The 23015-nt window shown below is 42.3% G+C and carries 22 protein-coding genes and 1 pseudogene; 16 read left to right on the forward strand and 7 right to left on the reverse strand.

Annotated features, from left to right (window positions below; all coding sequences use genetic code 11):
- Positions 1-72 precede the first annotated feature (72 nt).
- Both IEX80_RS09660 and IEX80_RS09665 read left to right on the forward strand, forming a co-directional pair.
- Positions 73-1497, forward strand: coding sequence for a hypothetical protein (locus IEX80_RS09660; RefSeq protein WP_229701578.1), 1425 nt, complete (start codon positions 73-75; stop codon positions 1495-1497).
- A 336-nt stretch (positions 1498-1833) separates the two neighbouring features.
- The gene (locus IEX80_RS09665; RefSeq protein ID WP_090526420.1) at positions 1834-2844 is read left to right on the forward strand and encodes a glutamine synthetase beta-grasp domain-containing protein; all 1011 of its coding nucleotides are present in this window, start codon (positions 1834-1836) and stop codon (positions 2842-2844) included.
- A gap of 84 nt (positions 2845-2928) precedes the next feature.
- Here IEX80_RS09665 and IEX80_RS09670 read toward each other — a convergent pair whose 3' ends face one another.
- The 3 genes from IEX80_RS09670 to IEX80_RS09680 all read right to left on the reverse strand — a co-directional run bounded on the left by IEX80_RS09670 (position 2929) and on the right by IEX80_RS09680 (position 5013).
- Positions 2929-3906, reverse strand: a complete 978-nt coding sequence (locus IEX80_RS09670; protein WP_090526418.1) for a quinone oxidoreductase family protein — start codon at positions 3904-3906, stop codon at positions 2929-2931.
- A gap of 73 nt (positions 3907-3979) precedes the next feature.
- A complete protein-coding gene (locus IEX80_RS09675; RefSeq protein ID WP_090526416.1) occupies positions 3980-4564 on the reverse strand; it encodes a Crp/Fnr family transcriptional regulator in 585 nt (194 codons plus the stop codon).
- Positions 4565-4566: 2 nt separating this feature from the next.
- The gene (locus IEX80_RS09680; RefSeq protein WP_090526413.1) at positions 4567-5013 is read right to left on the reverse strand and encodes a gamma-glutamylcyclotransferase family protein; all 447 of its coding nucleotides are present in this window, start codon (positions 5011-5013) and stop codon (positions 4567-4569) included.
- Positions 5014-5129: 116 nt separating this feature from the next.
- Here IEX80_RS09680 and IEX80_RS09685 point away from each other — a divergent pair, with 116 nt between their 5' ends.
- From IEX80_RS09685 to arsB, 12 genes and pseudogenes are all read left to right on the forward strand, one after another.
- On the forward strand, positions 5130-6488 hold the full coding sequence (locus tag IEX80_RS09685) for a glutamine synthetase family protein (RefSeq protein WP_176627665.1): 1359 nt from the start codon (positions 5130-5132) through the stop codon (positions 6486-6488).
- Between the two features lie 172 nt (positions 6489-6660).
- Complete coding sequence (locus IEX80_RS09690) at positions 6661-7698, forward strand: hypothetical protein (RefSeq protein WP_188832749.1); 1038 nt, start codon at positions 6661-6663, stop codon at positions 7696-7698.
- A gap of 50 nt (positions 7699-7748) precedes the next feature.
- The gene (locus IEX80_RS09695; RefSeq protein WP_188832750.1) at positions 7749-8618 is read left to right on the forward strand and encodes an HAD-IIA family hydrolase; all 870 of its coding nucleotides are present in this window, start codon (positions 7749-7751) and stop codon (positions 8616-8618) included.
- Positions 8619-8884: 266 nt separating this feature from the next.
- Positions 8885-9937, forward strand: coding sequence for a UDP-glucose--hexose-1-phosphate uridylyltransferase (locus IEX80_RS09700; protein ID WP_188832751.1), 1053 nt, complete (start codon positions 8885-8887; stop codon positions 9935-9937).
- A 43-nt stretch (positions 9938-9980) separates the two neighbouring features.
- Positions 9981-11147, forward strand: a complete 1167-nt coding sequence (locus IEX80_RS09705; RefSeq protein ID WP_188832752.1) for an aldose epimerase family protein — start codon at positions 9981-9983, stop codon at positions 11145-11147.
- Between the two features lie 64 nt (positions 11148-11211).
- Positions 11212-11568 carry a DUF6717 family protein gene (locus IEX80_RS09710; protein WP_090526402.1) on the forward strand — a complete coding sequence of 119 codons (357 nt, stop codon included), beginning with the start codon at positions 11212-11214 and terminating at the stop codon, positions 11566-11568.
- Between the two features lie 15 nt (positions 11569-11583).
- Positions 11584-11844, forward strand: a complete 261-nt coding sequence (locus IEX80_RS09715) for a DUF7674 family protein (RefSeq protein WP_090526401.1) — start codon at positions 11584-11586, stop codon at positions 11842-11844.
- A gap of 244 nt (positions 11845-12088) precedes the next feature.
- Positions 12089-12574: a hypothetical protein gene (locus IEX80_RS09720; RefSeq protein WP_090526399.1), complete on the forward strand. Its 486-nt coding sequence runs from the start codon at positions 12089-12091 to the stop codon at positions 12572-12574.
- 153 nt (positions 12575-12727) lie between these two features.
- Positions 12728-13057, forward strand: a complete 330-nt coding sequence (locus IEX80_RS09725; protein ID WP_090526397.1) for an ArsR/SmtB family transcription factor — start codon at positions 12728-12730, stop codon at positions 13055-13057.
- Positions 13058-13097: 40 nt separating this feature from the next.
- Complete coding sequence (locus IEX80_RS09730; protein ID WP_090526395.1) at positions 13098-13940, forward strand: arsenite methyltransferase; 843 nt, start codon at positions 13098-13100, stop codon at positions 13938-13940.
- Between the two features lie 7 nt (positions 13941-13947).
- On the forward strand, positions 13948-14373 hold the full coding sequence (locus IEX80_RS09735) for an arsenate reductase ArsC (RefSeq protein ID WP_188832753.1): 426 nt from the start codon (positions 13948-13950) through the stop codon (positions 14371-14373).
- Between the two features lie 235 nt (positions 14374-14608).
- A pseudogene (gene arsB / locus IEX80_RS09740) lies at positions 14609-15459 on the forward strand (ACR3 family arsenite efflux transporter).
- Between the two features lie 72 nt (positions 15460-15531).
- Here the strand turns inward: arsB and IEX80_RS09745 are convergent.
- The 3 genes from IEX80_RS09745 to gatB form a co-directional block, all read right to left on the reverse strand.
- Positions 15532-16221, reverse strand: coding sequence for a response regulator transcription factor (locus IEX80_RS09745; protein WP_022831601.1), 690 nt, complete (start codon positions 16219-16221; stop codon positions 15532-15534).
- Positions 16222-16327: 106 nt separating this feature from the next.
- On the reverse strand, positions 16328-17473 hold the full coding sequence (locus IEX80_RS09750) for a TlpA disulfide reductase family protein (protein WP_176627673.1): 1146 nt from the start codon (positions 17471-17473) through the stop codon (positions 16328-16330).
- Complete coding sequence (gene gatB, locus IEX80_RS09755) at positions 17474-18943, reverse strand: Asp-tRNA(Asn)/Glu-tRNA(Gln) amidotransferase subunit GatB (protein WP_188832754.1); 1470 nt, start codon at positions 18941-18943, stop codon at positions 17474-17476. It lies immediately after the preceding gene.
- A gap of 286 nt (positions 18944-19229) precedes the next feature.
- Between gatB and IEX80_RS09760 the strand changes: the two genes are divergently transcribed.
- Entirely contained in the window at positions 19230-19742 is a 513-nt protein-coding gene (locus IEX80_RS09760; protein WP_176627675.1) for a hypothetical protein, read from the forward strand.
- A 229-nt stretch (positions 19743-19971) separates the two neighbouring features.
- On the opposite strand, the gene alaS is transcribed toward IEX80_RS09760, so the two are convergent.
- Positions 19972-22611, reverse strand: a complete 2640-nt coding sequence (gene alaS, locus IEX80_RS09765; RefSeq protein ID WP_188832755.1) for an alanine--tRNA ligase — start codon at positions 22609-22611, stop codon at positions 19972-19974.
- A gap of 182 nt (positions 22612-22793) precedes the next feature.
- Between alaS and IEX80_RS09770 the strand changes: the two genes are divergently transcribed.
- Positions 22794-22994 carry a hypothetical protein gene (locus tag IEX80_RS09770; RefSeq protein ID WP_090526381.1) on the forward strand — a complete coding sequence of 67 codons (201 nt, stop codon included), beginning with the start codon at positions 22794-22796 and terminating at the stop codon, positions 22992-22994.
- Positions 22995-23015 lie beyond the last annotated feature (21 nt).

Below are 23015 nucleotides of genomic sequence, written 5' to 3' on the forward strand. Positions count from 1 at the left end.
AACGTATTTTTATGCTCCATGCCGCGTAGCTTAAAAAAATTCCTCTACTGTTTTTTGCTGGTAATATTTGGTGTGAGCTATTCAAAAGCTGATCCTTATATATATCTTCCTGAAGACAGTCTTGTTCATTTTTTAAAGATCCAGAACAGGGATCTTCAGGATAAAAAACTGGTTAATTATATTAAGCTCCGCTTTCAGCAGGGGCCCGTAAATACAATCCCGCAGGGTAAAAATGAAGTTTATAAGGAGCTTGATAAATACGATGTGGGCGATAAGGAAGCTTTAAAATACTTTATTGAAAGCATTATTCAGAAACGCTTTTTAAAACTCCCCGAAGCTGAAAGTGCTATGGTTAAAGCCATTAATCAGGCTTCAAAGAACAAAGCCGATTTTTTGCTTTATTCGTTTATTAGCCATCTTGCTTTTATTCAAACAGATAAAGGCAACCCAATAGGCGCTATATACAGTTACGGCCTGGCTCAAAAACAAGCTTTAAAACTTAACGATCCGCTATTGCAGGTATTCTTGAACATCAATATATCCGATCTGTATTACAAACTCAACCTGTATAGCCAGTCATTATATTACCTTAACCAGGCATTCCATATCAAGGAGGAAAATAAGATAAAGGACGACAGATTTTACACGATAATAAGCTATAACAAGGCCGAGAATTTTTTTAGGATGAAAAACCTTGATTCGCTGCAGCGATGTCATGATGATTTAATGGGGCCAAACAACAAAAGTTATAAACTATTCAGCTACCAATATCGTACTGCCTATTATATATCGCTGTTAAAACATGATTATAACAAAGCTATAACACAAATCAAAAACCTTCAAAGGGACAAAAAATATGTACCTAACGATGTTGAGAAACAAAATCTGGCCGATGCTTTTTACCTGAACGGACAACCGGATTCGGCAAGCGCTATAGCTAACCAACTGCTCGCGCTTCCATATTCTGATAATCACCCTGAAATAAAGCATCATCTTTATCAATTGCTTGGAAAAATAGCCCGGGACAGGGGCGATTACAAACTGGCTGTCGAGAATTTTGACCTTGCATTGAAACAATCAGAAGAGAGCCTGAATAATACTACACAGGTGGGCAACGTATCGGCGCAAATAAAAATTGATAAAATTGAAACCTCGTTTACCGATACTGCCGAAAAATACAGGCGCGAACGCCTTATTTTGATCCTCATCAGCATTACCACAGTTTTCATGTTTGCTGTTATTGCCCTGTTATATCGCAGCGCCAGGCAAAAACGGCACTATGAAAAATTACTATATGATACCAAAAAAAACGAGCTGGCTTTTATCAACTCGCATGAGGTACGCAAACATCTTACCAATATATTAGGCCTTGTTGAGCTGATGAGCGAAAGCAAAGACAAAAAAGAGGAGTTTTTACAGGTTGAAAAGCATCTTTACGATTCGGCCACCAGGCTCGACGACGCTATTAAGAACATATCAGAAAAATTAAGCGACTAAGTTCCTGTATCAATAATTTTTATCTCAGCCTTACCGGAAGAGGCAAGTATATCTGCTTGTATTATACCTGCAAGGCTACCCCGTACATGCACATTTGCATTATTGATAAAAAACAGCCCTTATTCATTTCCGAAAATATGAAATTGTTAAAAACACAGTTTTACAGACCCTTTTTTACAGGTTTGCAGCTATAATTAACGTGTTATTGAAAAAAAATACAAAATTTCTTAACATTTGTAATGAATTTTGTAAAAATAATTTAAATTCGCCTTAATAATTATTGAGATTAATACAAAAACTATAATTAGAACCCCAACTTTACAAATTAATTAAAAAATGGCAACGAAACTCGAGTACATTTGGCTTGACGGCTATAAACCAACACAAAGCCTGCGTAGCAAAACAAAAATCGTTAAAGAATTTAGCGGAAAAGTAGAAGATTTAGATAACTGGAGCTTTGACGGTTCTTCAACTGAGCAGGCACCAGGTGGTTCATCTGATTGTATCTTAAAGCCAGTTTTTGTTGTTCCAGATCCGCAAAGAAAAAGCGCTTACTTAGTAATGTGCGAAGTATTAAGTGCTGATGGCAAACCACATGAATCAAACGGCCGTGCTACCATTGCTGATGATGATAATGATTTCTGGTTCGGTTTTGAGCAGGAATACTTCCTGTGGGATCCCGCAACAAACAAACCACTTGGTTTCCCTGCAGGTGGCTACCCTGGCCCGCAAGGCCCTTACTACTGTTCAGTAGGTGCAAACAATGCTTTCGGTCGCGAAATTGTTGAAGAACACTTAGACGTATGTTTAGAAGCAGGCTTAAACGTTGAAGGTATCAACGCTGAGGTTGCTGCCGGCCAGTGGGAATTCCAAATCTTTGCTAAAGGTGCTAAAGAAGCTGGTGACCAGATCTGGGTTGCACGTTATTTATTGGAAAGAATTGGCGAAAAATACGGAGTTGCTGTTAACTGGCATTGCAAACCGCTTGGTCAATTAGACTGGAACGGTTCAGGTATGCACGCTAACTTCTCAAATACTACTTTACGTACTGCAAACAGCAAAGAAATTTTCACAGCTATCTGCGAGTCTTTCCGCCCTGCAGTTGCTGAGTGTATCGCTGTTTACGGCGCTGATAACGATCAGCGTTTAACCGGTAAACACGAAACAGCTTCTATCCATGACTTTAGCTATGGTGTATCTGACCGTGGTGCTTCTATCCGTATCCCTCTGTACGCTGTTGACCACAACTGGAGCGGTTACCTGGAAGATCGTCGTCCTAACTCAGCTGCCGATCCATACAAAGTTGCTGCTGTGATCATCAAAACTGTAAAATCAGCTAAGCTTTAATCCCCCTAATAAATAGTTATTATTTTATCCCCCGGTTTATAACCGGGGGATTTTTTGTACCGGGATATTATGCTTTGAAATGCCTCAATTGTCGATTATCACCACAAGGCGTTGCCCGTTAGGCACTTCCAGGTTCCAGAGTTCGGCAATATCTGCTAAATTCACCTTAACAGTATCTCCTTTTAATTTACCTGCAGCCGCAAGCGCAAACATCTCCGGTAAAATCTCCCTAAAAAGTTCACCTACCTGTGCTTTTGACCATGCGCCAAGTCCCGACCCTGTTAACTGAAGATCAGCACTTCGGAGGGTTGCCGCCGAAAGCTGTACAAGATCTCCGGCCATACTACCTACAGATACATATCTTATTTTATTGGTAAATGAACCGTTACCCTTTAAGCAAGTAAGGATCATTTCGGCAGTATGCCCCCATAAATAGTCTATGACAATATCTATCGGTGTTTGCGAATGTACTGCTGATAACCGTGCTTTAAAGCCGTCATCATCCTGCGTTAAGGAAATAGTCTCATCGGCCCCAAGTGCCAACAGTTCGTTAAGGGATGCTTTGTTTCTACCGGTTGCAATTATTTTTTTTGCACCGTAGTGTTTGGCAATCTGTACGGCTACACGCCCGGTAAAGCCGGTGGCGCCATTGATAAGCACAACATCTCCGGGTTTGATATTGGCCTTAAATTTAAGTCCCATAGCGGCGCCAATAACTGCATTTGGCAAAGCGGCCGCAACGGCATCATCCACACCATCAGGTATTTTCACCATCCTGTTTTTATTTATAACAGCCTTTTCTGCCAGCATACCGCTTACACCTATACTATATACGCGTTTCCCATCTTCAAGAACACAAACACCGTCGCCACCAATTACACGACCGTTTTCATTAAGTGCATCGCTCGAATAATGCTTGCCCGATGCCCTGCTTTTGTCAAGATGTTTAATAGCTACTGCTTTTACACTAACCAATACTTCGTCGGGGTTTTGAACCGCCGGTTCAGGAAAATCTGTATATTGAGGTAGGCCTCCCTGTTGATACATTACTGCTGCTTTCATGTTATTTTTCTTTTTTTGATAACACAAAATTAGCCAGGCATACAAACCGGGACGATAACATATGTTATCAAGTTCAGAAATGCGATTTGCCTTTTGCCAGTTTGCTTTTTATGCGGCTTAAATGTACTTTGCTTACACCCAGATACGAGGCAATATAATGCTGAGGTACTCGCTGTATGATATGCGGCCTCTCGTTTAAAAGAAGCTGATAGCGTTGTTCAGGTGTATCGCGAATAATGGAAACAAACTCATTAATGTAATGCATTTGCCGCCGGGCCGTCATCTGTAATATCATTTGTGCAAAATCGGGCTCGTGGCTTAACTCATCCATTAATTGGGAAACATACTGCCTGGGCAACAGATAAATAACCGATGGTTCAATAGTTTCGATTGTGAACGAGCTTGGCACGTTGTTTACAAAACTATCGAAAGAACTTAACCCTTCATTTTCAAAGAAAAATTGTACCGTTTTATCATCACCATTGTTATTGAAAAATGTTCGTACACAACCTTTTTCAATAAAGATATAATGCTGAGATATTTTGCCTTCCTGAAGTAACACTGTTTTAGCCGGTACCTCCATGCGTTTCTGAAATGGCAGGTATCTGTCCCAATAGGCATTCAACTTCGGAAATCTATCTTTGAAATGAAAAAACATCGTTATTTAAATGGCTGCTTAGCAACATTATTTTTGACAGAAGTATCTTTTAAATATTGGATATAGTCACCCGTGGCAATCTCATTATAAGCGGCTACAGGTAAATTATAAAGATACATCCAACACTCCATGATATCATTAGTGGTATAGATGCTCACCGTTTCCCTTATATATTCATGCGGATGTTGGTATAACCCACCGACACCTTCATAATCGTCAATTACCTTTAATATAATGTCGGGGTCATCCATCATAAAAATACTACCGTAAATGTAGCGTTCTTCAGTATTACCGATCACTGCGCCAGGATATTCGCCAATATCATAAAGTCGCCCTCTTATTCTTCCGTCACCTATAAATTTACAGTGTTTATTTAGATACGCTGCAAACTCATTGCCGGGCTGCAGCAATGTGCCATACACAAATAAAAATTGACTTGTTGTTTCCATAAATAGCTCAAACAAAGGTAAGCGCAAACGCGTATTATACACGCACAGGCTATTTTTTTATAGTTTAAGCCATAATAGCTATCTTGCTGCACCTTAACCGGCCATACTTTTATACCATGAACACAGAAGAGATCAAAGCGTATATAGAACAGAATAACATCCAGAAAATAAAATTCGCCTTTGCCGATATTGATGGCATTTTGCGCGGTAAGGTGATCCACCCTAAAAAATTTATTGATGGATTGCAAAGTGGCTATGGCTTTTGCGATGTGGTATTTGGCTGGGATAGCAGCGATGTTTGTTATGATAACGTACAGTTAACCGGCTGGCAAAGCGGTTACCCGGACAAACTTTGCCGTATTGACCTGTCGACCCTGCGTAATGTGCCCTGGCAGGATGATATCCCCTTTTTTTTAGCCGATTTCAGCAAACCCGACGGCAACGACTTGCCGGCCTGTCCGCGTAGCCTGCTCAAACATGTTAAAGCGCAATGTGATGAGATGGGCTATCACGCCGAATTTGCACAGGAGTTTGAATGGTTCAATTTTAAAGAAACACCGCAAACCCTTGCCGATAAAAAGTTCACTAATATTGAACCGCTCACACCGGGCATGTTCGGCTATTCTATACTGCGTACATCAGAAAACAGCGATTTTTATTATGATCTGTTTAATCTGCTTACCAAATTCAATATCCCGATTGAGGGCCTGCATACCGAAACTGGTCCGGGAGTATATGAAGCTGCCATATTGCATGATGAAGTTTTAGCTGCCGCTGATAAAGCAACCCTGTTTAAAACCGCAGTTAAAGAGATAGCCTATAAACACGGCATTATAGCGTCATTCATGGCCAAATGGACTGAAACGCTGCCAGGCTGCAGCGGCCATATCCACCAAAGCCTGTGGACTAAAGATCAATCAAAAAACCTGTTTTACAACGCCAATGATGTAAACAAAATGAGCGACCTGCATAAGCATTACCTTGCAGGCCAGCTATATTGCATGCCTTACCTGTTGCCTATGTACGCGCCAACCATCAACAGCTACAAACGCCTTGTTGAAGGGGCCTGGGCACCCACTACCATAACCTGGGGCGTAGAAAATCGCACTACCGCGTTACGTGTTATCAATACCACCGAAAACTATACCCGCCTGGAAACCCGCATCCCGGGTTCAGATACCAACCCATACCTGGGCATGGCTGCAGCACTGGCTTCGGGCTTGTACGGTATTAAAAACAAGCTTGAGCTAAATATTAAGCCAACAACAGGCAATGGTTACCAAGACAAACGTAATGGTGTACTATGGCCAAACCTGCATACAGCCGCCACGGCAATGCAAAACTCCGACTTGGCCAAAGAGCTCTTTGGCGAAGGTTTTGTTGATCACTTCACCCAAACCCGGCTGTGGGAATACCGCCAGTTTGCCAAAAGCGTTACCGACTGGGAGTTGAAGAGGTATTTTGAGATTATATAATCTGAACCGGAAGGATGTCTGAACTCGAATTAAACGAATTTTGGGAATGAGTAGAATTAATATTCTGTTTAATTTTTTAATTCGAAAAATTCGGGTTCAGACAATATATTTACACCCTTAATTATAAACCGAATGCTGCCAATGGCGTAACTTTGCCGGCAGACACATACAAATGGACTATTCTTTTATTATCCGCAAGGCCTGGGAAGGGTATGACGCGTCAAAAACCATCCGCGATATTGAAGATATCAGCGCTATGGTTTCAACCAATCACGTGTACCGTATTACGTTTGATGACGATGATATTATCATAGCCAAACTCTCATACTTTGGCAAGTTCGAACATTTTAAGGAGGACCACCGCATTATTCAAACGCTGGCTATTAACCTGCTTTACCCGTTTGAGAATTTCCTGGCTCGTTCTTTACAAAAAAACAACCGCGTTTACATCTATCATCATAAACACGGCAAAACCGATGCCTGGGTGGTTTTCTATAACCCTACACGTATTTTACAGCGCCTGCCACGCCGGTTAGAAGAAAACCATATTAAAAAACTTGGTCAGCAGGTTGGCAAATTCCATAAAGCCTGCTCAAGGGTTAAAAATGTGCTGCCTAAATCGTCAAAGACTTTACGCACCGATATCTGGACCTTGCAGCAACAAATCGAGAGCAACCCAAAACAATTTGGTACCGGCATGCAGGCCGACTTTTTAAAATACCACTGTGAAACCTTTTTGAAAAACCGCTCCAAATACAACATGAGCTCGTTCGAGATCATTCCTGTATTTATCGACTGGAATATCGGCAACTTTTCGGTAACACCTGATCTTGAGCTTTACTCGCGCTGGGATTATGACTGGTTCAGGATGAGTTACCGTTTGCTCGATTTTTATTTCTTCAGTCGCGTAGTTTCTGATATTGGCGACCGTACTGTTTTCAGCTACGTGATCAACACTATGATGGAAGACCGATTCATTATTTTTTTAAAAGAATACCATAAAGTTAACCCGCTTACTGCCGATGAGATCCGCTTTTTAAAAGAAGCTTATCGTTTTTTTATCCTGAATTACGTAATTAAAGATGGTAAGCACTTTTTTAGCGAACAATATGCCAAAAAACTACAGGCTGAAGCTTTTGACATCTATTTACCATCGGTAGACAGGGATTTTGATGCCGAAAAGATCATTGAGGCCTTAAAATTAAAATAGGTTAACTATCTTTCAGGCTTATTTTATAAAAAGCCCTAAAACAGATAAGCATGACCAGGATAGACAACTTTAAATCCATAATTGATAAATACGAAGTTGTTTTTTTTGATGCTTTTGGGGTTTTGAAAAACTATGGCGGCCTGCTTCCGGGTATTGAGCGCACTTTTTCTTACCTGGCAGAACAAGGTAAGGAGTATTATATTGTAACCAACGATGCATCACGAAGCCCGGTGCAATTAGCCGAATCCTATACCACCAAAGGATTGACCGCCATAACGCCCGACAGGATCATATCATCGGGCATGCTTACCAAAGAATATCTTGACCTGAAGGTGAACGACGGTATCGTAGCCTATTTAGGCACGCCCGATTCTGCCCATTACATTGACAGCTCTGGGCTGCATACATTGCCTATCAGCGAAGTAAACGAAAGCAATATTGACAGGGTTAACGCGCTGGTGTTTTTAGATGACGAAGGTTTTGACTGGGGACGTGACCTGAACAAATCAGTTAACCTCATGCGTAAGCGCACCATTCCGGCCATTGTAGCCAATACCGATCATGCCTATCCGCTAACCAAGCATGATGTATCTATAGCCATAGGCGGCTTAGCCAGTATGATAGAAAAAATTGTGGGTAAAGAGTTTATTCGTTTCGGTAAGCCTGATTCGCAAATGTTCATGTTTGCCTACGATCTGCTCCGCGAGCGCAGGCCGATCAGTAAAAGAGATATTGTAATGGTAGGTGATACCCTGCAAACTGACATTCTGGGCGGCAATAAATTTGGTTTGGATACCGTACTGGTGCTATCCGGTAATACCCAAGCCAAAGACGCCGAAAACCGCATCACCGCCACCGGCATTGTGCCAACTTATATCTGCGATTCGGCAGTGGTGGAGGCCGGTGGATTGGGATTCTAAACTTCCAAAGCATGTCATTGAGCGAAGCGCGGCAGCCGCAAGGAAGCATAGCCGCCTGTACAGAATGTTGTTGCTTCGTCGTTCCTACTCGTATGACATTACCCCCTCCTTTCTACAAATACTCTCAATCTTTCTACCGTAACTATTTATTTTGAAAAATTTATTTTAAATGTATGATTTACATTTATTTTTACCAACTTTGAAATCGCTAAGGTATAACTGTCTACCTTACATGTATAAGCCAATTATTACCTGATTTTAAACTAATGGACACAAATTTTGATCTTAAAGAGCATCCTCACAGTAGGTTAAACATTTTAACAGGCGACTGGATCCTGGTATCGCCGCATCGTACAAAACGCCCGTGGCAAGGCAAAGTTGAGGCTACACAAGCCGACGACCGCCCGCAGTATGATCCGGCCTGTTACCTGTGCCCCACAAACAAAAGGGCCGATGGCAGCGAAAATCCCGATTATAAAGGAAGCTTTGTGTTTACCAATGACTATTCATCGCTGTTGCTGAATACGCCGGATGGCGGTTTAAATGAAGAAGAACTGCTGGTAGCTAACAGCCAGAAAGGTATTTGCCGGGTAATCAGTTTCTCGCCGAGGCATGACCTCACCCTGCCCCAGATGACCACCAAAGAGATTAGCAAAGTGGTTGACGTATGGCAGTCGGAATTTGAAGACCTAGCTTCTTATCCATGGATCAAGCACATCCAGATCTTTGAAAACAAGGGCGATATCATGGGCTGCAGCAACCCGCATCCGCATGGGCAAATCTGGGCGCAAAACAGCCTGCCCGTTGAAGTAGCCAAAGAAACCCAGCAGCAAAAGCTTCATTTTGAGCAAAAAGGTACAAGCCTTTTAGCCGATTACCTTGCATTGGAACTTAAAAAGCAGGACCGCATAGTTTTTGAAAATGAACATTTTGTTGTGCTTGTACCGTTTTGGGCAGTTTGGCCGTACGAAACTATGATTGTAAGCAAAAGGCATGTAACAAGCATTTTATACTTTACCGAGCAGGAAAAACATGCCCTTGCCGACGCTATCAGGAGGCTCACCATCAGGTATGATAACATGTTTGAAACATCGTTCCCTTATTCGGCTGGTATGCACCAGTCTCCGGTTAACTCGGGCGATCATCCCTATTGGCACTGGCATATGCATTTTTATCCGCCGCTGTTACGTTCGGCCACGGTTAAAAAGTTTATGGTAGGTTATGAGATGCTGGCCAATCCGCAACGCGATATCACGGCAGAGTTTGCTGCTGAAAAATTGCGTGGTTTAAGTGAGATCCATTATAAAACGAAGGAATAATGAAAAAAAGCTATTTTTAAACCAAACTATAACCAACCTATTTATGAGAAAATTAATTAAAGGTATTTATTTAACAATTTTACCTGCTTGTAGCCTATATTTGGCTGCCTGTAATCAAAATTCAACCTCACAGAAAAACACTACTATGGCGGATAGCACCCAAACCACTGCATCAGCATTCGAAAAAACAATCGATGGTAAACAAACCCACTTATTTACCATTAAAAACAAAAACGGCATTATTGCCACCATCACCAATTATGGCGGCCGTGTGGTAAGCCTGTTAGTGCCCGACAAAAACGGCAAGTTAACCGATGTTGTTTTAGGTTTTGATGATGTGGAAGGTTTTGAAAAATCAACCGAACGTTATTATGGCGCTACCATTGGCCGTTACGGCAACCGTATTGCCAAAGGCCATTTTAAAATAGATGGTAAAGATTATCAATCGTCAATTAACAATACGCCCAATATGCTGCACGGTGGCAAACACGGTTTCCAGGAAGTGGTGTGGGATGGTAAAATGATCGATTCATCTACCGTAGAGCTTACCTATCTTTCAAAAGATATGGAAGAAGGCTTCCCCGGTAACCTTAATGTTAAAGTAATTTACAGCCTTACCGAGGATAACTCATTTAAATGCCAGTACGAAGCTACTACCGATAAAAAAACGGTTGTTAACCTTACCAATCACGCGTTCTTTAACCTCAATGGCGAAGGCAGCGGTACAATCCTCAATCATTTGGTGCAGATAGATGCTGATAATTATTTACCGGTTGATGCAGGCTTGATCCCTACCGGGAAATTTGAAAAAGTTGCCGGCACTCCGTTCGATTTCACTAAGCCCGAAACCATTGGCAAACGCATTAACGACGACAATGTGCAGTTAAAAGATGGCAAAGGTTACGATCACAACTTCGTACTGAACAAACATGACCTGAGCACTCCAATTGCGACTGTTGTAGGTGATAAAAGCGGTATCAAAATGGAAGTATTTACCGAAGAACCTGGCTTACAGTTTTACAGCGGTAACTTTATGCAGGCTAAAAATGCAATGAAACGCGGTATTAAAGATGAGTACCGTACTTCATTCGCGATGGAAACCCAGCATTTTCCTGATTCACCAAATCAGCCGCAATTCCCTTCTACGGAATTGAAACCCGGCGATACCTATAAAACGCAATCGCTTTATAAGTTTTCGGTAGTGAAATAATTGAACACCTTTTTTATACAAAAGTCCTGCCCAACGGCAGGACTTTTTGCTTTATATTAGCGTAATGACAACCGCTATTCATACTTATAAATTTATAAAAGAAGATAACGGCCGCTGGTACATCGATCTACCCGATTGGCAGGGCGTTAAGGCCGACCTTGAAATGGTTGAAGGAGCCGATACCATGCTTGATTATGTTGGTGAAGGGAGCAACGAAGTTAAACTTCTTTTGGCCGAAGAACCTTTTGAAGGCAGCGCGATACTCCAACTCATCGAAGATTATAAAGACCATGTTGGCGGCGGCATTTATTTGCTTGGAGACTATGAAGGAAAAGCCCTTGACCAGCAAATGTGGCTTTGCGATGTTACAAAGTTTGTGTTTGGTAAACTCCCGCCTTTTATCTATTTTAAAAAACAATAAGAAATATCAGCAGTTATGAGCGCCTGGCGAAAACGGGCAATTGAATGCCTCCCTTCCTTAAAGAAGGACTTTGAGGATCCACAAACTTCAATTTATGGCGTTTTCATGGAGTTATTACCGGTTACTGTAGCTTCTCATAAAAGTAATAACGTCGCACAACTCAAAAAGAACTATGATTTTGCCGAATGGTGTTTCAGGCAAAAATCTGAAAACCTGTGGAATGCTGCCGGAGTATCATTTTATGAACATTTAGGTGATAAATCCGAAACACTGTAAGCGATCCATCTATGGGTTAAACTGGATATCTATATCGAGATACGATCACTCTTGAACCAAAGAGTTGGCGAGGCTACTTTAAAAATAATAGACGGCTTATATGGATTGAGTAATGCCAGGTTTACGGGCTGATCTTAATGGCTTCGATGTTTAATGTTTGTTAAGCAGATTTAAAACAAACCTAAACTTTTTGAGGTTAACAGGTTAATTAATAACAATCTGTTTACCTATCTATAAAAACATCATGAGTGATCAATCAACCCAACCCGAAGAAAAAGGATTTTTCGAGAAGGTTAAAGAAACAATTGAAAGCCTTTGGGAAGGCACAAAAGATACAGCCGAAGACGTAAAAGAAGCAGCCGAAGAAAAAATAGAGGATATCAAGGAAAAAGTAACCGCTAAAAAAGCCACGGCTACCAAAAAAGCTGCGCCAACTAAAACCACAGCAGCTAAAAAAGCAAATGTGGTAACCGCCAAAGCAAAAAACGCAGTTTCTGAAGTAAAAGCCAAAGCCGAAACTAAGGCTAAAGCCATTACCGCCAAAGCAAAAGATGAAGCAGCAACCGCTAAACAAGCTGCGGCTGAAGTAAAAGCAAAGGCAGCAACTAAAGCAAAAGCTATTACCACAAAAGCCAAAACTGAAGCCACGGAAGCTAAGAAAGCCGTAGCATCGAAAACTGCTAAAGCAGCTACCAGCGTTAAAAAGAAAGCGGCAGCTACAGCTAAGTAAGATTGCTAATTTTCAGACCTGCGAAGTTTTAGAAACTTCGCAGGTCTTCCTCTCCTCTGTCCGAATTTACTTCATCAATCAACATCCAGCCGAAAATTAAATTGTAAAAGCTATTGACAGTAATTTAATTAATCGTAATATTGCAATATAATTATGGGAATCACTAAAACAGAAATATTTACCGACGAGCAGAACAAACTGGCTGTGCAGCTTAAAGCTATCGCTCATCCGGCCCGTATTGCCATCCTGCAGCTTATTATTGAAGCCAAGGCTTGTATCTGTGGGGATCTGTCATCTGAACTGGGGCTTGCCCAACCTACAGTGTCCCAGCATCTTAAAGAATTAAAGAATGCCGGCCTTATACAGGGTACCATTGAAGGCGTAAGCGTTTGCTACTGCATTGAACCCGAAGCCTGGCAAAACCTGAATGATGAGTTGAATAAACTATTCTCATCGTACAAAGACTTCAATAATTGCTGTTAAAATTTTTTGGTCACATTAATCGTAATATTGCAATACACAAATGAAAACAAACGAGGAATTAAAAGAGTTGGTAAAGCTGAAATACAGCGAAATTGCCTTACAGGACAAGGATACCAATCAATCATCATGCTGCGGAGCCAGCGGATGTTCAACCGAGGTTTATAATATCATGAGCGAAGATTATACCAAACTGCAGGGTTACAATGCCGATGCCGATCTTGGTTTAGGCTGCGGTTTGCCCACGCAATTCGCCCAAATTAAAAAGGGTGATACGGTAATTGACCTCGGCAGCGGTGCAGGTAATGATTGCTTTATAGCCCGCTCCGAAACCGGCGAGACCGGCAAAGTAATAGGAATTGATTTTACAGAAGCTATGATTAGCAAGGCACGCGAAAACGCCGACAAACTTGGCTTTAATAATGTGGAGTTCCGTTTGGGCGATATCGAGCATATGCCGGTAACTGCCAACGCGGCCGATGTGATTGTAAGCAACTGTGTATTAAACCTGGTGCCTGATAAAAACGCTGTCATTAAAGACATTTACCGCGTATTGAAACCCGGGGGCCATTTTAGCATTTCGGATATTGTATTGACAGGCAGCCTGCCCGAAAAGATCAGGACAGCCGCCGAAATGTATGCAGGCTGCGTATCAGGGGCCATTCAAAAAGAGGAATACCTTGAGCTCATCAGCAAAAATGGTTTTGTCAATATCATTGTGCAAAAAGAAAAAGCCATTATTATTCCTGATGATATTTTAAGCAATTACCTATCGGCAGATGAAATTAACGAATTTAAAAACGGCAACAGCGCTATTGTAAGCGTCACCGTGTATGCCGAAAAACCCGAAACAAAAGTATGCTGCGAACCAGGCTGCTGCCAATAAAACAATTATGAAAAATATATTAGTACTGTGCACAGGCAATAGTTGCCGGAGTCAGATAGCCGAGGGATATTTAAAGCATTTTGCGGGCAGTAAAGCAAACATATACAGTGCAGGCATTGAAACACATGGCGTAAACCCCAAAGCTATTAAAACCATGGCCGAGGATGATATTGATATTTCCAACCATACCTCAAACCATGTGGATGAATACGCCAACGTTGCTTTTGATTATTTAATAACCGTTTGCGATAATGCTAACGAAGCCTGCCCTTACTTTCCGGGGGATGTGAAACGTTTTCATTACAACTTCCCGGATCCGGCCAAAGCCCGCGGCACCGAAGATGAAGTAATGGGCGAATTCAGAAAAGTACGTGAACAGATCAAAGCGTACACCCAACAATTTGTAGAACAGCATTTAACCGAAGCGCAATAATATGTCTGCCAATAATTGCACTCCGGCTGTTGAACGAAAACGGCTCGGTTTTATTGATCGCTATCTCACCATCTGGATTTTCCTGGCCATGGCTATAGGCGTTGTAACAGGGTATTTTATACCCTCATCGTCCGATTTTATCAATTCGTTTTCGAGCGGGACTACTAATATTCCGTTGGCGATCGGCCTCATATTAATGATGTACCCGCCGCTTGCCAAAGTAAAATATGAACAAATGGGCAGGGTATTTAAAGATATTAAGATATTAAGTGCCTCGCTTGTTTTAAACTGGATAATAGGCCCTATCCTAATGTTCATTTTAGCTGTCGTTTTCCTGCGCGGTTACCCAGGATATATGACAGGACTAATACTAATTGGGCTTGCCCGTTGTATTGCCATGTTGTGGTATGGAATGAACTTGCCGATGGCAGCCGCGAATATGCCGCCGGTTTGATAGCCCTGAACAGTATTTTCCAGGTACTTTTATATAGCGTATATGCTTACATTTTTATAACCGTACTGCCGCCGGTGCTTGGCTTTAAAAGTCTCCAGGTACATATTACCATGCTCCAGATTGCCAAAAGCGTGGGTATCTATCTTGGTATTCCTTTTGCCGCCGGTATTATTAGTCGTTATACATTGATCAAACTAAAGGGCGAGGGCTGGTTTCAGCAAAAATTTGTTCCTTTTATTTCACCCATAACCCTTATTGCGCTGTTGTTTACCATTATACTGATGTTTAGCCTCAAGGGTAGGCTTATAGTGCAAATCCCTATGGATGTGGTTCACATTGCTATACCGCTGGTATTTTACTTTGCAATTATGTTCATGCTTAGTTTTTTCATCGGCAAATATTTTGGTGCTGATTATTCAAAAAGTACCTCCATTGCCTTCACAGCTACCGGCAATAATTTTGAGCTCGCTATCGCGGTATCTATTGGTGTATTTGGTATTAACTCAGGGCAAGCCTTTGCAGGGGTAATCGGCCCGCTGGTTGAGGTGCCGGCACTGATAGCGCTGGTTAACGTGGCATTTTGGCTTCGCCGAAAATACTATCGTAATGAAGTTATAGCCAAAGCAGATTAATTACAATGCCAATAAAAAAGCGATTGGACAATCCAATCGCTTTTTAATATCACTCCCTTCGGGCCGGGGGGCTTAAGCCTCAAACTTATAACCCACACCCTTCACAGTAGCAACGCAATCGTCGCCCAGTTTTTCGCGTAGTTTACGGATGTGTACGTCGATGGTGCGGTTGGTAACCACTACCGAATCTTCCCAGATGTTTTTAAGGATCACCTCACGGGTATAAACTTTACCGGGTTTTGAAGCCAGCAGGTACAACAGCTCAAATTCTTTTTTGGCCAATACAACTTTAACACCGTTTTTATAAACCAGGTAAGCTTCGCGGTCGATAACCAGGTCGCCTATTTCCAGTTTATTATCAATTACGTCTTCGGCAGGGGCATTACGACGAAGTATGGCGTTTATACGGCTAACCAGCGCGCGTGGCTTGATAGGTTTTGCAATGTAATCATCGGCACCTACGTTAAAACCGGCAATTTCCGAATACTCTTCGCTGCGGGCTGTTAAAAACACCATAAAGGTATTTTTAAACTCGGGCATGGTGCGCATAATGCGGCATGCTTCTATCCCATCCATTTTAGGCATCATGATGTCAAGTACAATCAGATCAGGCAGGGCCTTTTTTGCCTCGGCAACAGCTTCCTGGCCGTTACGTGCTAAAAACACCTGGTAACCTTCCTTTTTGAGGTTATACTCAATCAGTTCTAAAATATCCGGTTCATCATCAACAATAAGTATTTTCTGTTTTGCGGTGCTGCTCATGTTGCGTTAAATTTTTTGTATAAAAGTATACGCTTTACAACAGCTAATAGTTAAGCTAATATTAACAAATTGTTAAACGTTACCTTATATTAACCCTAAGTTGAGGCTATTTAAATGTTTTATTTAAAAAAGCTTCAAGATCGGCGCCTGTAATATTTTTGGCAACAATATTTCCCTGCGGATCGATGATGAAATTTGAAGGAATAGCTTCAATATGGTAAAGCCTTTCTGTAGGGCCTTCAAAGCCGTTTAAATCCGAGCCATGCGCCCAGGCAAGTTTATCATCGCTGATGGCTTTTTGCCATGGTGCTTTGTCCTTATCAAGCGATACCCCTAAAATATTAAAGCCTTTATCTTTAAATGCATTGTACTGTTTAACCACATTTGGATTTTCCTGGCGGCAAGGCTGGCACCATGAAGCCCAAAAATCAATCATTACATATTTGCCTTTGTAATCAGACAAATTAATTGGCTTGCCATCAATACCGTTAACGGTAAACTCGGGCGCTTTATGACCAAGGGATATCGGCTTAGCCTTATCCATTTGCGCGATAAACTTTTGCACGGTAGGGTTATCTTTAAAATCGCCCCTGATTTCATCGGCAAATTTAATAAGCTGGGCTTCGTATTTGGTAGGATCGAGCGTGGTAGCTGCATAAAAGCCCGCAAGCGATTTTTTATTATCGTTCACAAATTTTAAAACCGCTTCGCCGCCTTCATTCACATTCTTTAAAAATATAGGCATATATATTTTTAGCAGCGAATCATTCCGCTCACCGCGAGATTTTTCCTGGTATTCGGCGAAAAGCTTAGCATTTTTATCACCGTAAAGATTACTGATGCGGTTAAACTCCTTTATCTTATCCGAATCATCAGAACCTTTGATAGTATACTCGTGGTTTTTATTGTTATTGTCTGTCTCGAATTCAATATCGTCGCCATTTTTAGCAATGAAATCGTACAGGTTTTCGCCCTGCATTTCGCCACCCTGCGGACCAGTATTGCCTACCCTAAGTTTAAACAAGTTTGGATAAAGCGCTACATGCTTAAACTCAAACTTACCACCCTCGCCTAACGAAGTAGAATCAACAACCTTTAAGCCCGAGCTATCGGCCTCAATCAAATAAACAGCTTTAAGGTTACCCGGATTTTTGATAGTTCCCGAAACACTAAATTGTGATTCGTTTTTACAAGAGTACATGCCCGCGCTAAGCAATAACAACGCGCCGGCAGCCAGATTTTTAACTTTCATTTACTTAGCTTCTAATTCCTTTATCAATAGCTGGTTAGTTTTCTGTGGGTCGATCTTCCCTTTTGAGCTTTTCATGATCTCGCCCATAAACAGGCCTAAAACGCCCTTTTTCCCCTTTTGGTATTCCTTAACCTTATCAGGATATTTGGCGATGGCATCCTTTATAAAACGGGTTACATCATCACCATCGGCACTTATCAGCAGGTTAAGTTCCTTAGCCAGATCATCCGGTTTTTTGCCGGGTTCTTTGATCATGGCAGGAAATAATTTGTGCGAAGCTACAGAATTATTTATCACCCCGGTGTCAATTAGTTTGATGAGGGCGGCAAGGTTTTGCGGCGTAACAGCAAAGTTACCAATGGTTTGGTTATGATCATTCAGGTATGAGCGTACAGCACCCATCAGCCAGTTAGCAGCAGCTTTATAATGATCGGTATATTTTATCAGCGATTCAAAATAAAAGGCGGTGTCCCTATCGGCAGTGATAACCGAGGCGTCATAAGCGGTTAAGCCCAATTGCTCGGTGTATTTATGATACAACTGACCGGGTAGCGCCGGCAAGCTTTTACGGACGTTTTCCACATACTCATTGGTAAGCTTCAAGGGTGGCAGGTCCGGCTCAGGGAAATAGCGGTAATCGTTGGCCATTTCTTTTGAACGGAGTACTGAGGTCTCGCCTGTATCGGCGTTAAAGTTCAGCGTATTTTGATCGATGTGGCCGCCGGCTTCAATAATGTTTACCTGGCGAGCAAACTCATGCTCAATAGCACGCTGCACGTTACGGATGGAGTTAAGGTTTTTTACCTCGCAACGGTTACCATAGGCAGTTGCACCTTTAAGCCGCACCGAAATATTAGCGTCGCAGCGCATGCTGCCCTCTTCCATGTTACCATCGCAAATATCAAGATAGCGGAGAATTTTACGCATTTCGGTCAGGAACTGACCAGCCTCTTCGGCGCTGCGCATATCCGGTTCAGATACGATCTCCACCAGCGGTACACCGGCGCGGTTCAGGTCGATAAGTGAATCGGCGTGGTGCTGATCATGCATACTTTTCCCGGCATCCTCTTCCATATGAATGTGGTGCAGGGCTATGTTCTTTTCAGTGCCATCGGCCAGTTTCACGGGCACATAACCGTTAAGGCAAACAGGCGCCTGGTCCTGACTAATCTGGTAGCCTTTGGGCAGATCGGCATAAAAATAATTTTTACGGGCGAAGCTGTTATTCAGGTTGATAGTGCAATTACAGGCCAGGCCCATTTTAACGGCATATTCAACCGCTTTTTTATTAATAAAGGGCAAAGTGCCTGGATGGCCCAGCGATACCGCGCTAACATGGCGGTTAGGTTCGGCACCAAAGGCAGCCGAATCTGCCGAGAATATCTTACTTGATGTAGATAACTGCGCGTGTACTTCGAGGCCTATCACCAACTCGTACTTTTCAGCTACCCCGTCTGCGAGAACTGTCATAAAAATAAAAATTCAGCTATGATTTTACTGATGTATAAAAGTCAAATATATAAAGATTAATACAGTAACAACACCATTTTGCTTTTAAAACAACGGTAAAAGTGCAATTATATAGTTGTAAGGTAGGGGTTATAGAGATTATAGCAGATGATTGGAGATCAGTTGATGGGAATATTCAATTCAAAACATGCCTGTCGTCAGCATGATTAAACTTTCTGTATCCTCCGCTGTCTATTTATTTGTCAGGCACAGAAATTGAATAAGTGTTCATATTTAGACAGACACCATGAAAAAATTAATTTTAGGAATGCTTGCAGGATGTTTTTTACTTGCAGCTTCGGTTACCAGGACAAATGCACAGGTAAGTGTAAATTTAAATGTTGGCTTATGGAACCCGCCCGCCGAATATGCGGGTATTAATTATTACTACTTACCCGATGTAGAAAGCTACTATTATGTCCCTACTCATCAATATGTTTATTTGGATGGCGGAAACTGGGTTTGGAGGCGATCATTGCCGCCACGCTATGCCAGCTACAACATTGCGACAGGTTACAAAGTGGCCGTAAACCGCCCAAGAGCGTATACCTATTTTACACACGACCGTGACACCTATGCCCGCTACCGCGGTACAAAGAATGTTATAGTGCGAGATAACTATCGCACCAGGGTAATGAACCGCACACATGTGGTTAACCGTACCAAGGTAGTAAACCATTACCAAAAGCCGCATAAAACCGTAGTAAAACGTACCCGCGTAGTTGAACACCGTGGACAAAAAAATGGTCACCGCCATTAATTGTCCAACAGGCTTTCCCCTAAAAAGTATATAAATAAAAAGACCGCTCAATAAAAGCGGTCTTTTTATTTATTAGATTATTTATACACCAGGTCATGGGAATTTGGATATCTGGTTTGAACTGTGAAATGCTATTTGTTATAGAGGGCTTGTCACCCTGAGCCCGTCGAAGGGTCGCGCGCAGAGGCCCTACCCCCCATGCTTCGACAGGCTCCGCATGAAAGCCTTTTTACCCTACAAAACTCCTCGCTTTCACCAATACATTATCCAATCCGCTTACATCACTGCCACCAGCTGTAGCGAAAAACGGCTGACCGCCGCCACCGCCTTTAACTTCTTTAGCCAGCTCTTTAACGATGTTACCGGCATGCAGGCCTTTTTCCTTCACCAGGTTTTCGGCAATCATTACGGTAATGCTTGGTTTGCCATCGAAATCAGCAACCAGCACAAGGAACAGGTTCGATACGATATCTTTAAGCTGGTAAGCCAGGTTCTTAACCGCATCGGCGTTAGGCAGGGCAACTTTTTGGGCGATGAAATTGATATCACCAATAGCTTCGGCTTTTTGGGCCAACTCAGTTTTTAAACCTGATGATTTTTCAAGGATCGATTTCTCGATCTCTTTTTTTAGCTTAGCATTTTCGTCCAATAATCCTTCAATACTTTTTGATAGATCTTTTGGATTTTTAAGCAGCTCCTTTAACTGGTTAACCAAAGCGTTTTGGGTAACGATATATTTTTCGGCGGCAACACCGGTAATGGCTTCAATACGGCGCACACCGGCGGCTACAGCACTTTCGGCTATAATTTTGAAGAAACCAATTTGCCCGGTAGCTTTCACATGTGTACCACCGCAAAGCTCCTTACTAAAGTTATCATCAAAGGTAATTACGCGTACGTATTCACCATATTTTTCGCCAAACAAAGCAGTTACACCGCTGCTGATGGCTTCGGCATACAGTACACTGCGCTCTTCTTTCAACGGAATATTTTCACGTACTTTTTGGTTTACGATAGCTTCTATCTGCGCCAGCTCCTCATCAGTAACTTTAGCGAAGTGTGAAAAATCAAACCTCAGGTAATCGGCATTCACCAATGATCCTTTTTGGTTTACATGGCTTCCCAAAACCTGTTTCATGGCAGCATGCAGCAAGTGCGTAGCCGAGTGATTACTATTGGTTTGGCTGCGTAGAGCAGGATCAACAATAGCAGTTAAGGCATCGTCAATATCCTGCGGCAATTTATCGGTAAAATGAACTATCAGTCCGTTCTCCTTTTTCGTATCTGTAACCAGGATGATCTCCCCATCAGGGAAAACCAGTTCGCCCTTATCCCCTACCTGCCCACCGCTTTCAGCATAGAAAGGTGTTTTATCCAGCACCAACTGGTATTGTTCCTTGCCCTTAGCGGTTACCTTACGATATTTTACGATATGGGCAATGGTTTCGGTTTCGTCATAACCGGTAAACTCAACCGATTCATCATCTTTTAAAACGATCCAGTCGCCGGTATCAATAGCGGTAGCAGCGCGGGAGCGGGTCTTTTGCTCCTGAAGAGCGGCTTCAAAACCCTCCATATCTACTGTCCAGCCAATTTCGCGCGCCATCAATTCGGTAAGATCGATAGGAAAGCCGTAGGTATCAGATAATTCAAATGCGAGGGCGCCACTTAAAACTTTATCATTATTGCCGCTCACGCTTTTATTAAAATAGCTTATACCCTGCTGCAGTGTTCTTAAGAAAGAAACCTCCTCTTCCAAAATCACCTTCTGCACAAAATCCTTTTGCGAAAATAGCTCATCAAACACCCCCTTAAACTGTCCGGCCAATAACGGCACCAACTGATTAAAGAAAGGCTCCTTAAAACCTAAAGTTTGATAGCTATAACGCACTGCCCTACGTAAGATCCTGCGGATCACATACCCCGCTTTGTTACTTGCAGGCAATTGACCATCAGCAATAGCAAAGCTTATGGCACGAATATGATCGGCCAGAACACGCATAGCCACAGCATCATTCCAATCGGCATCGCCGGGTTTGGCGGCACTGTTATATTTTTTGCCCGATTTATCGGCAATAAACTGGATCATTGGTTGAAAAACGTCGGTATCATAGTTGGATGTTTTGCCCTGTAATACACGTACCAAACGCTCAAAACCCATCCCGGTATCCACATGTTTGTTGGGCAATGGTTGCAATACACCACCTTTAAGGCGGTTGAATTGCATAAATACATCATTCCAGATTTCGATAACCTGGTCATGGTCGGCATTAACTAAAGTTGCACCGCTTACTTCGGTACGCTCATTATCCGGGCGGCTATCAAAGTGGATCTCTGAACAAGGGCCACATGGGCCAGTCTCACCCATCTCCCAAAAGTTATCTTTTTTGTTGCCACGGAGAATATGATCTTCCGCTACATATTGTTTCCACAGTTCGTAGGTTTCGGTATCAGCTTCGAGGCCTTCCTTTTCGTCACCTTCAAAATAGGTAACGTACAGGCGGTCTTTAGGCAGCTTGTACACCTCGGTAAGCAGCTCCCAGCTCCAGGCAATGGCTTCTTTTTTAAAGTAATCGCCAAAGCTCCAGTTGCCCAGCATTTCAAACATGGTGTGGTGATAGGTATCGATACCCACCTCTTCCAAATCGTTGTGCTTGCCGGACACGCGTAAACAACGCTGCGTATCCGCCAAGCGCGGGGCTTTCGGTGCCGCCTCGCCTAAAAATATATCTTTAAACTGGTTCATCCCCGCGTTGGTGAACATCAGGGTTGGATCGTTTTTAATTACAATTGGTGCCGAAGGAACGATGGTATGTCCCTTTGAAACAAAAAAATCAAGAAAAGCCTGTCGTATTTCGGTAGCAGTCATAGGAAGCAAAGGTAAATAATAGTCGGGAAGTCAGAAAGTCCGGAAGTCGGAAAGTAAAAGGAATTACTCCGAGAGCCCCTGAGGGACTTTCAATTTGAGCTTTATTTATTAATTACATCATATTAACCCTCATTCGTCGATATATATTAATACAATTTACCTTATTTGCTTTAAATTTGTTTATGGAAACTTTAAGAGTTGATATTCAAAACGAACAGGAGAAGCGAGTACTCCTGGCTTTTCTTGACAGTTTGGATTATAATTATCGCATAGATAATGAAAACGACGCTGTGCTTGAACAACAGGCTAAAGACCTGGCCAGCCGCAAAGCTGATTTCCTGGCAGGCAAAGCGTCTTCCCTGCCCTGGAGCGAAACCAAATAGCCATACGATACAGATTTAGCG

Source organism: Mucilaginibacter rubeus, from assembly GCF_014643835.1.
Taxonomy (GTDB): Bacteria; Bacteroidota; Bacteroidia; order Sphingobacteriales; family Sphingobacteriaceae; genus Mucilaginibacter; species Mucilaginibacter rubeus.

Bases quoted from the DNA above. Each gene is read 5' to 3' on its own strand.
- IEX80_RS09665 (WP_090526420.1), top strand. From the start codon at position 1,834: ATGGCAACGAAACTCGAGTACATTTGGCTTGACGGCTATAAACCAACA.
- IEX80_RS09670 (WP_090526418.1), bottom strand. From the start codon at position 3,906: ATGAAAGCAGCAGTAATGTATCAACAGGGAGGCCTACCTCAATATACA.
- IEX80_RS09675 (WP_090526416.1), bottom strand. From the start codon at position 4,564: ATGTTTTTTCATTTCAAAGATAGATTTCCGAAGTTGAATGCCTATTGG.
- IEX80_RS09680 (WP_090526413.1), bottom strand. From the start codon at position 5,013: ATGGAAACAACAAGTCAATTTTTATTTGTGTATGGCACATTGCTGCAG.
- IEX80_RS09685 (WP_176627665.1), top strand. From the start codon at position 5,130: ATGAACACAGAAGAGATCAAAGCGTATATAGAACAGAATAACATCCAG.
- IEX80_RS09690 (WP_188832749.1), top strand. From the start codon at position 6,661: ATGGACTATTCTTTTATTATCCGCAAGGCCTGGGAAGGGTATGACGCG.
- IEX80_RS09695 (WP_188832750.1), top strand. From the start codon at position 7,749: ATGACCAGGATAGACAACTTTAAATCCATAATTGATAAATACGAAGTT.
- IEX80_RS09700 (WP_188832751.1), top strand. From the start codon at position 8,885: ATGGACACAAATTTTGATCTTAAAGAGCATCCTCACAGTAGGTTAAAC.
- IEX80_RS09705 (WP_188832752.1), top strand. From the start codon at position 9,981: ATGAGAAAATTAATTAAAGGTATTTATTTAACAATTTTACCTGCTTGT.
- IEX80_RS09710 (WP_090526402.1), top strand. From the start codon at position 11,212: ATGACAACCGCTATTCATACTTATAAATTTATAAAAGAAGATAACGGC.
- IEX80_RS09715 (WP_090526401.1), top strand. From the start codon at position 11,584: ATGAGCGCCTGGCGAAAACGGGCAATTGAATGCCTCCCTTCCTTAAAG.
- IEX80_RS09720 (WP_090526399.1), top strand. From the start codon at position 12,089: ATGAGTGATCAATCAACCCAACCCGAAGAAAAAGGATTTTTCGAGAAG.
- IEX80_RS09725 (WP_090526397.1), top strand. From the start codon at position 12,728: ATGGGAATCACTAAAACAGAAATATTTACCGACGAGCAGAACAAACTG.
- IEX80_RS09730 (WP_090526395.1), top strand. From the start codon at position 13,098: ATGAAAACAAACGAGGAATTAAAAGAGTTGGTAAAGCTGAAATACAGC.
- IEX80_RS09735 (WP_188832753.1), top strand. From the start codon at position 13,948: ATGAAAAATATATTAGTACTGTGCACAGGCAATAGTTGCCGGAGTCAG.
- IEX80_RS09745 (WP_022831601.1), bottom strand. From the start codon at position 16,221: ATGAGCAGCACCGCAAAACAGAAAATACTTATTGTTGATGATGAACCG.
- IEX80_RS09750 (WP_176627673.1), bottom strand. From the start codon at position 17,473: ATGAAAGTTAAAAATCTGGCTGCCGGCGCGTTGTTATTGCTTAGCGCG.
- gatB (WP_188832754.1), bottom strand. From the start codon at position 18,943: ATGACAGTTCTCGCAGACGGGGTAGCTGAAAAGTACGAGTTGGTGATA.
- IEX80_RS09760 (WP_176627675.1), top strand. From the start codon at position 19,230: ATGAAAAAATTAATTTTAGGAATGCTTGCAGGATGTTTTTTACTTGCA.
- alaS (WP_188832755.1), bottom strand. From the start codon at position 22,611: ATGACTGCTACCGAAATACGACAGGCTTTTCTTGATTTTTTTGTTTCA.
- IEX80_RS09770 (WP_090526381.1), top strand. From the start codon at position 22,794: ATGGAAACTTTAAGAGTTGATATTCAAAACGAACAGGAGAAGCGAGTA.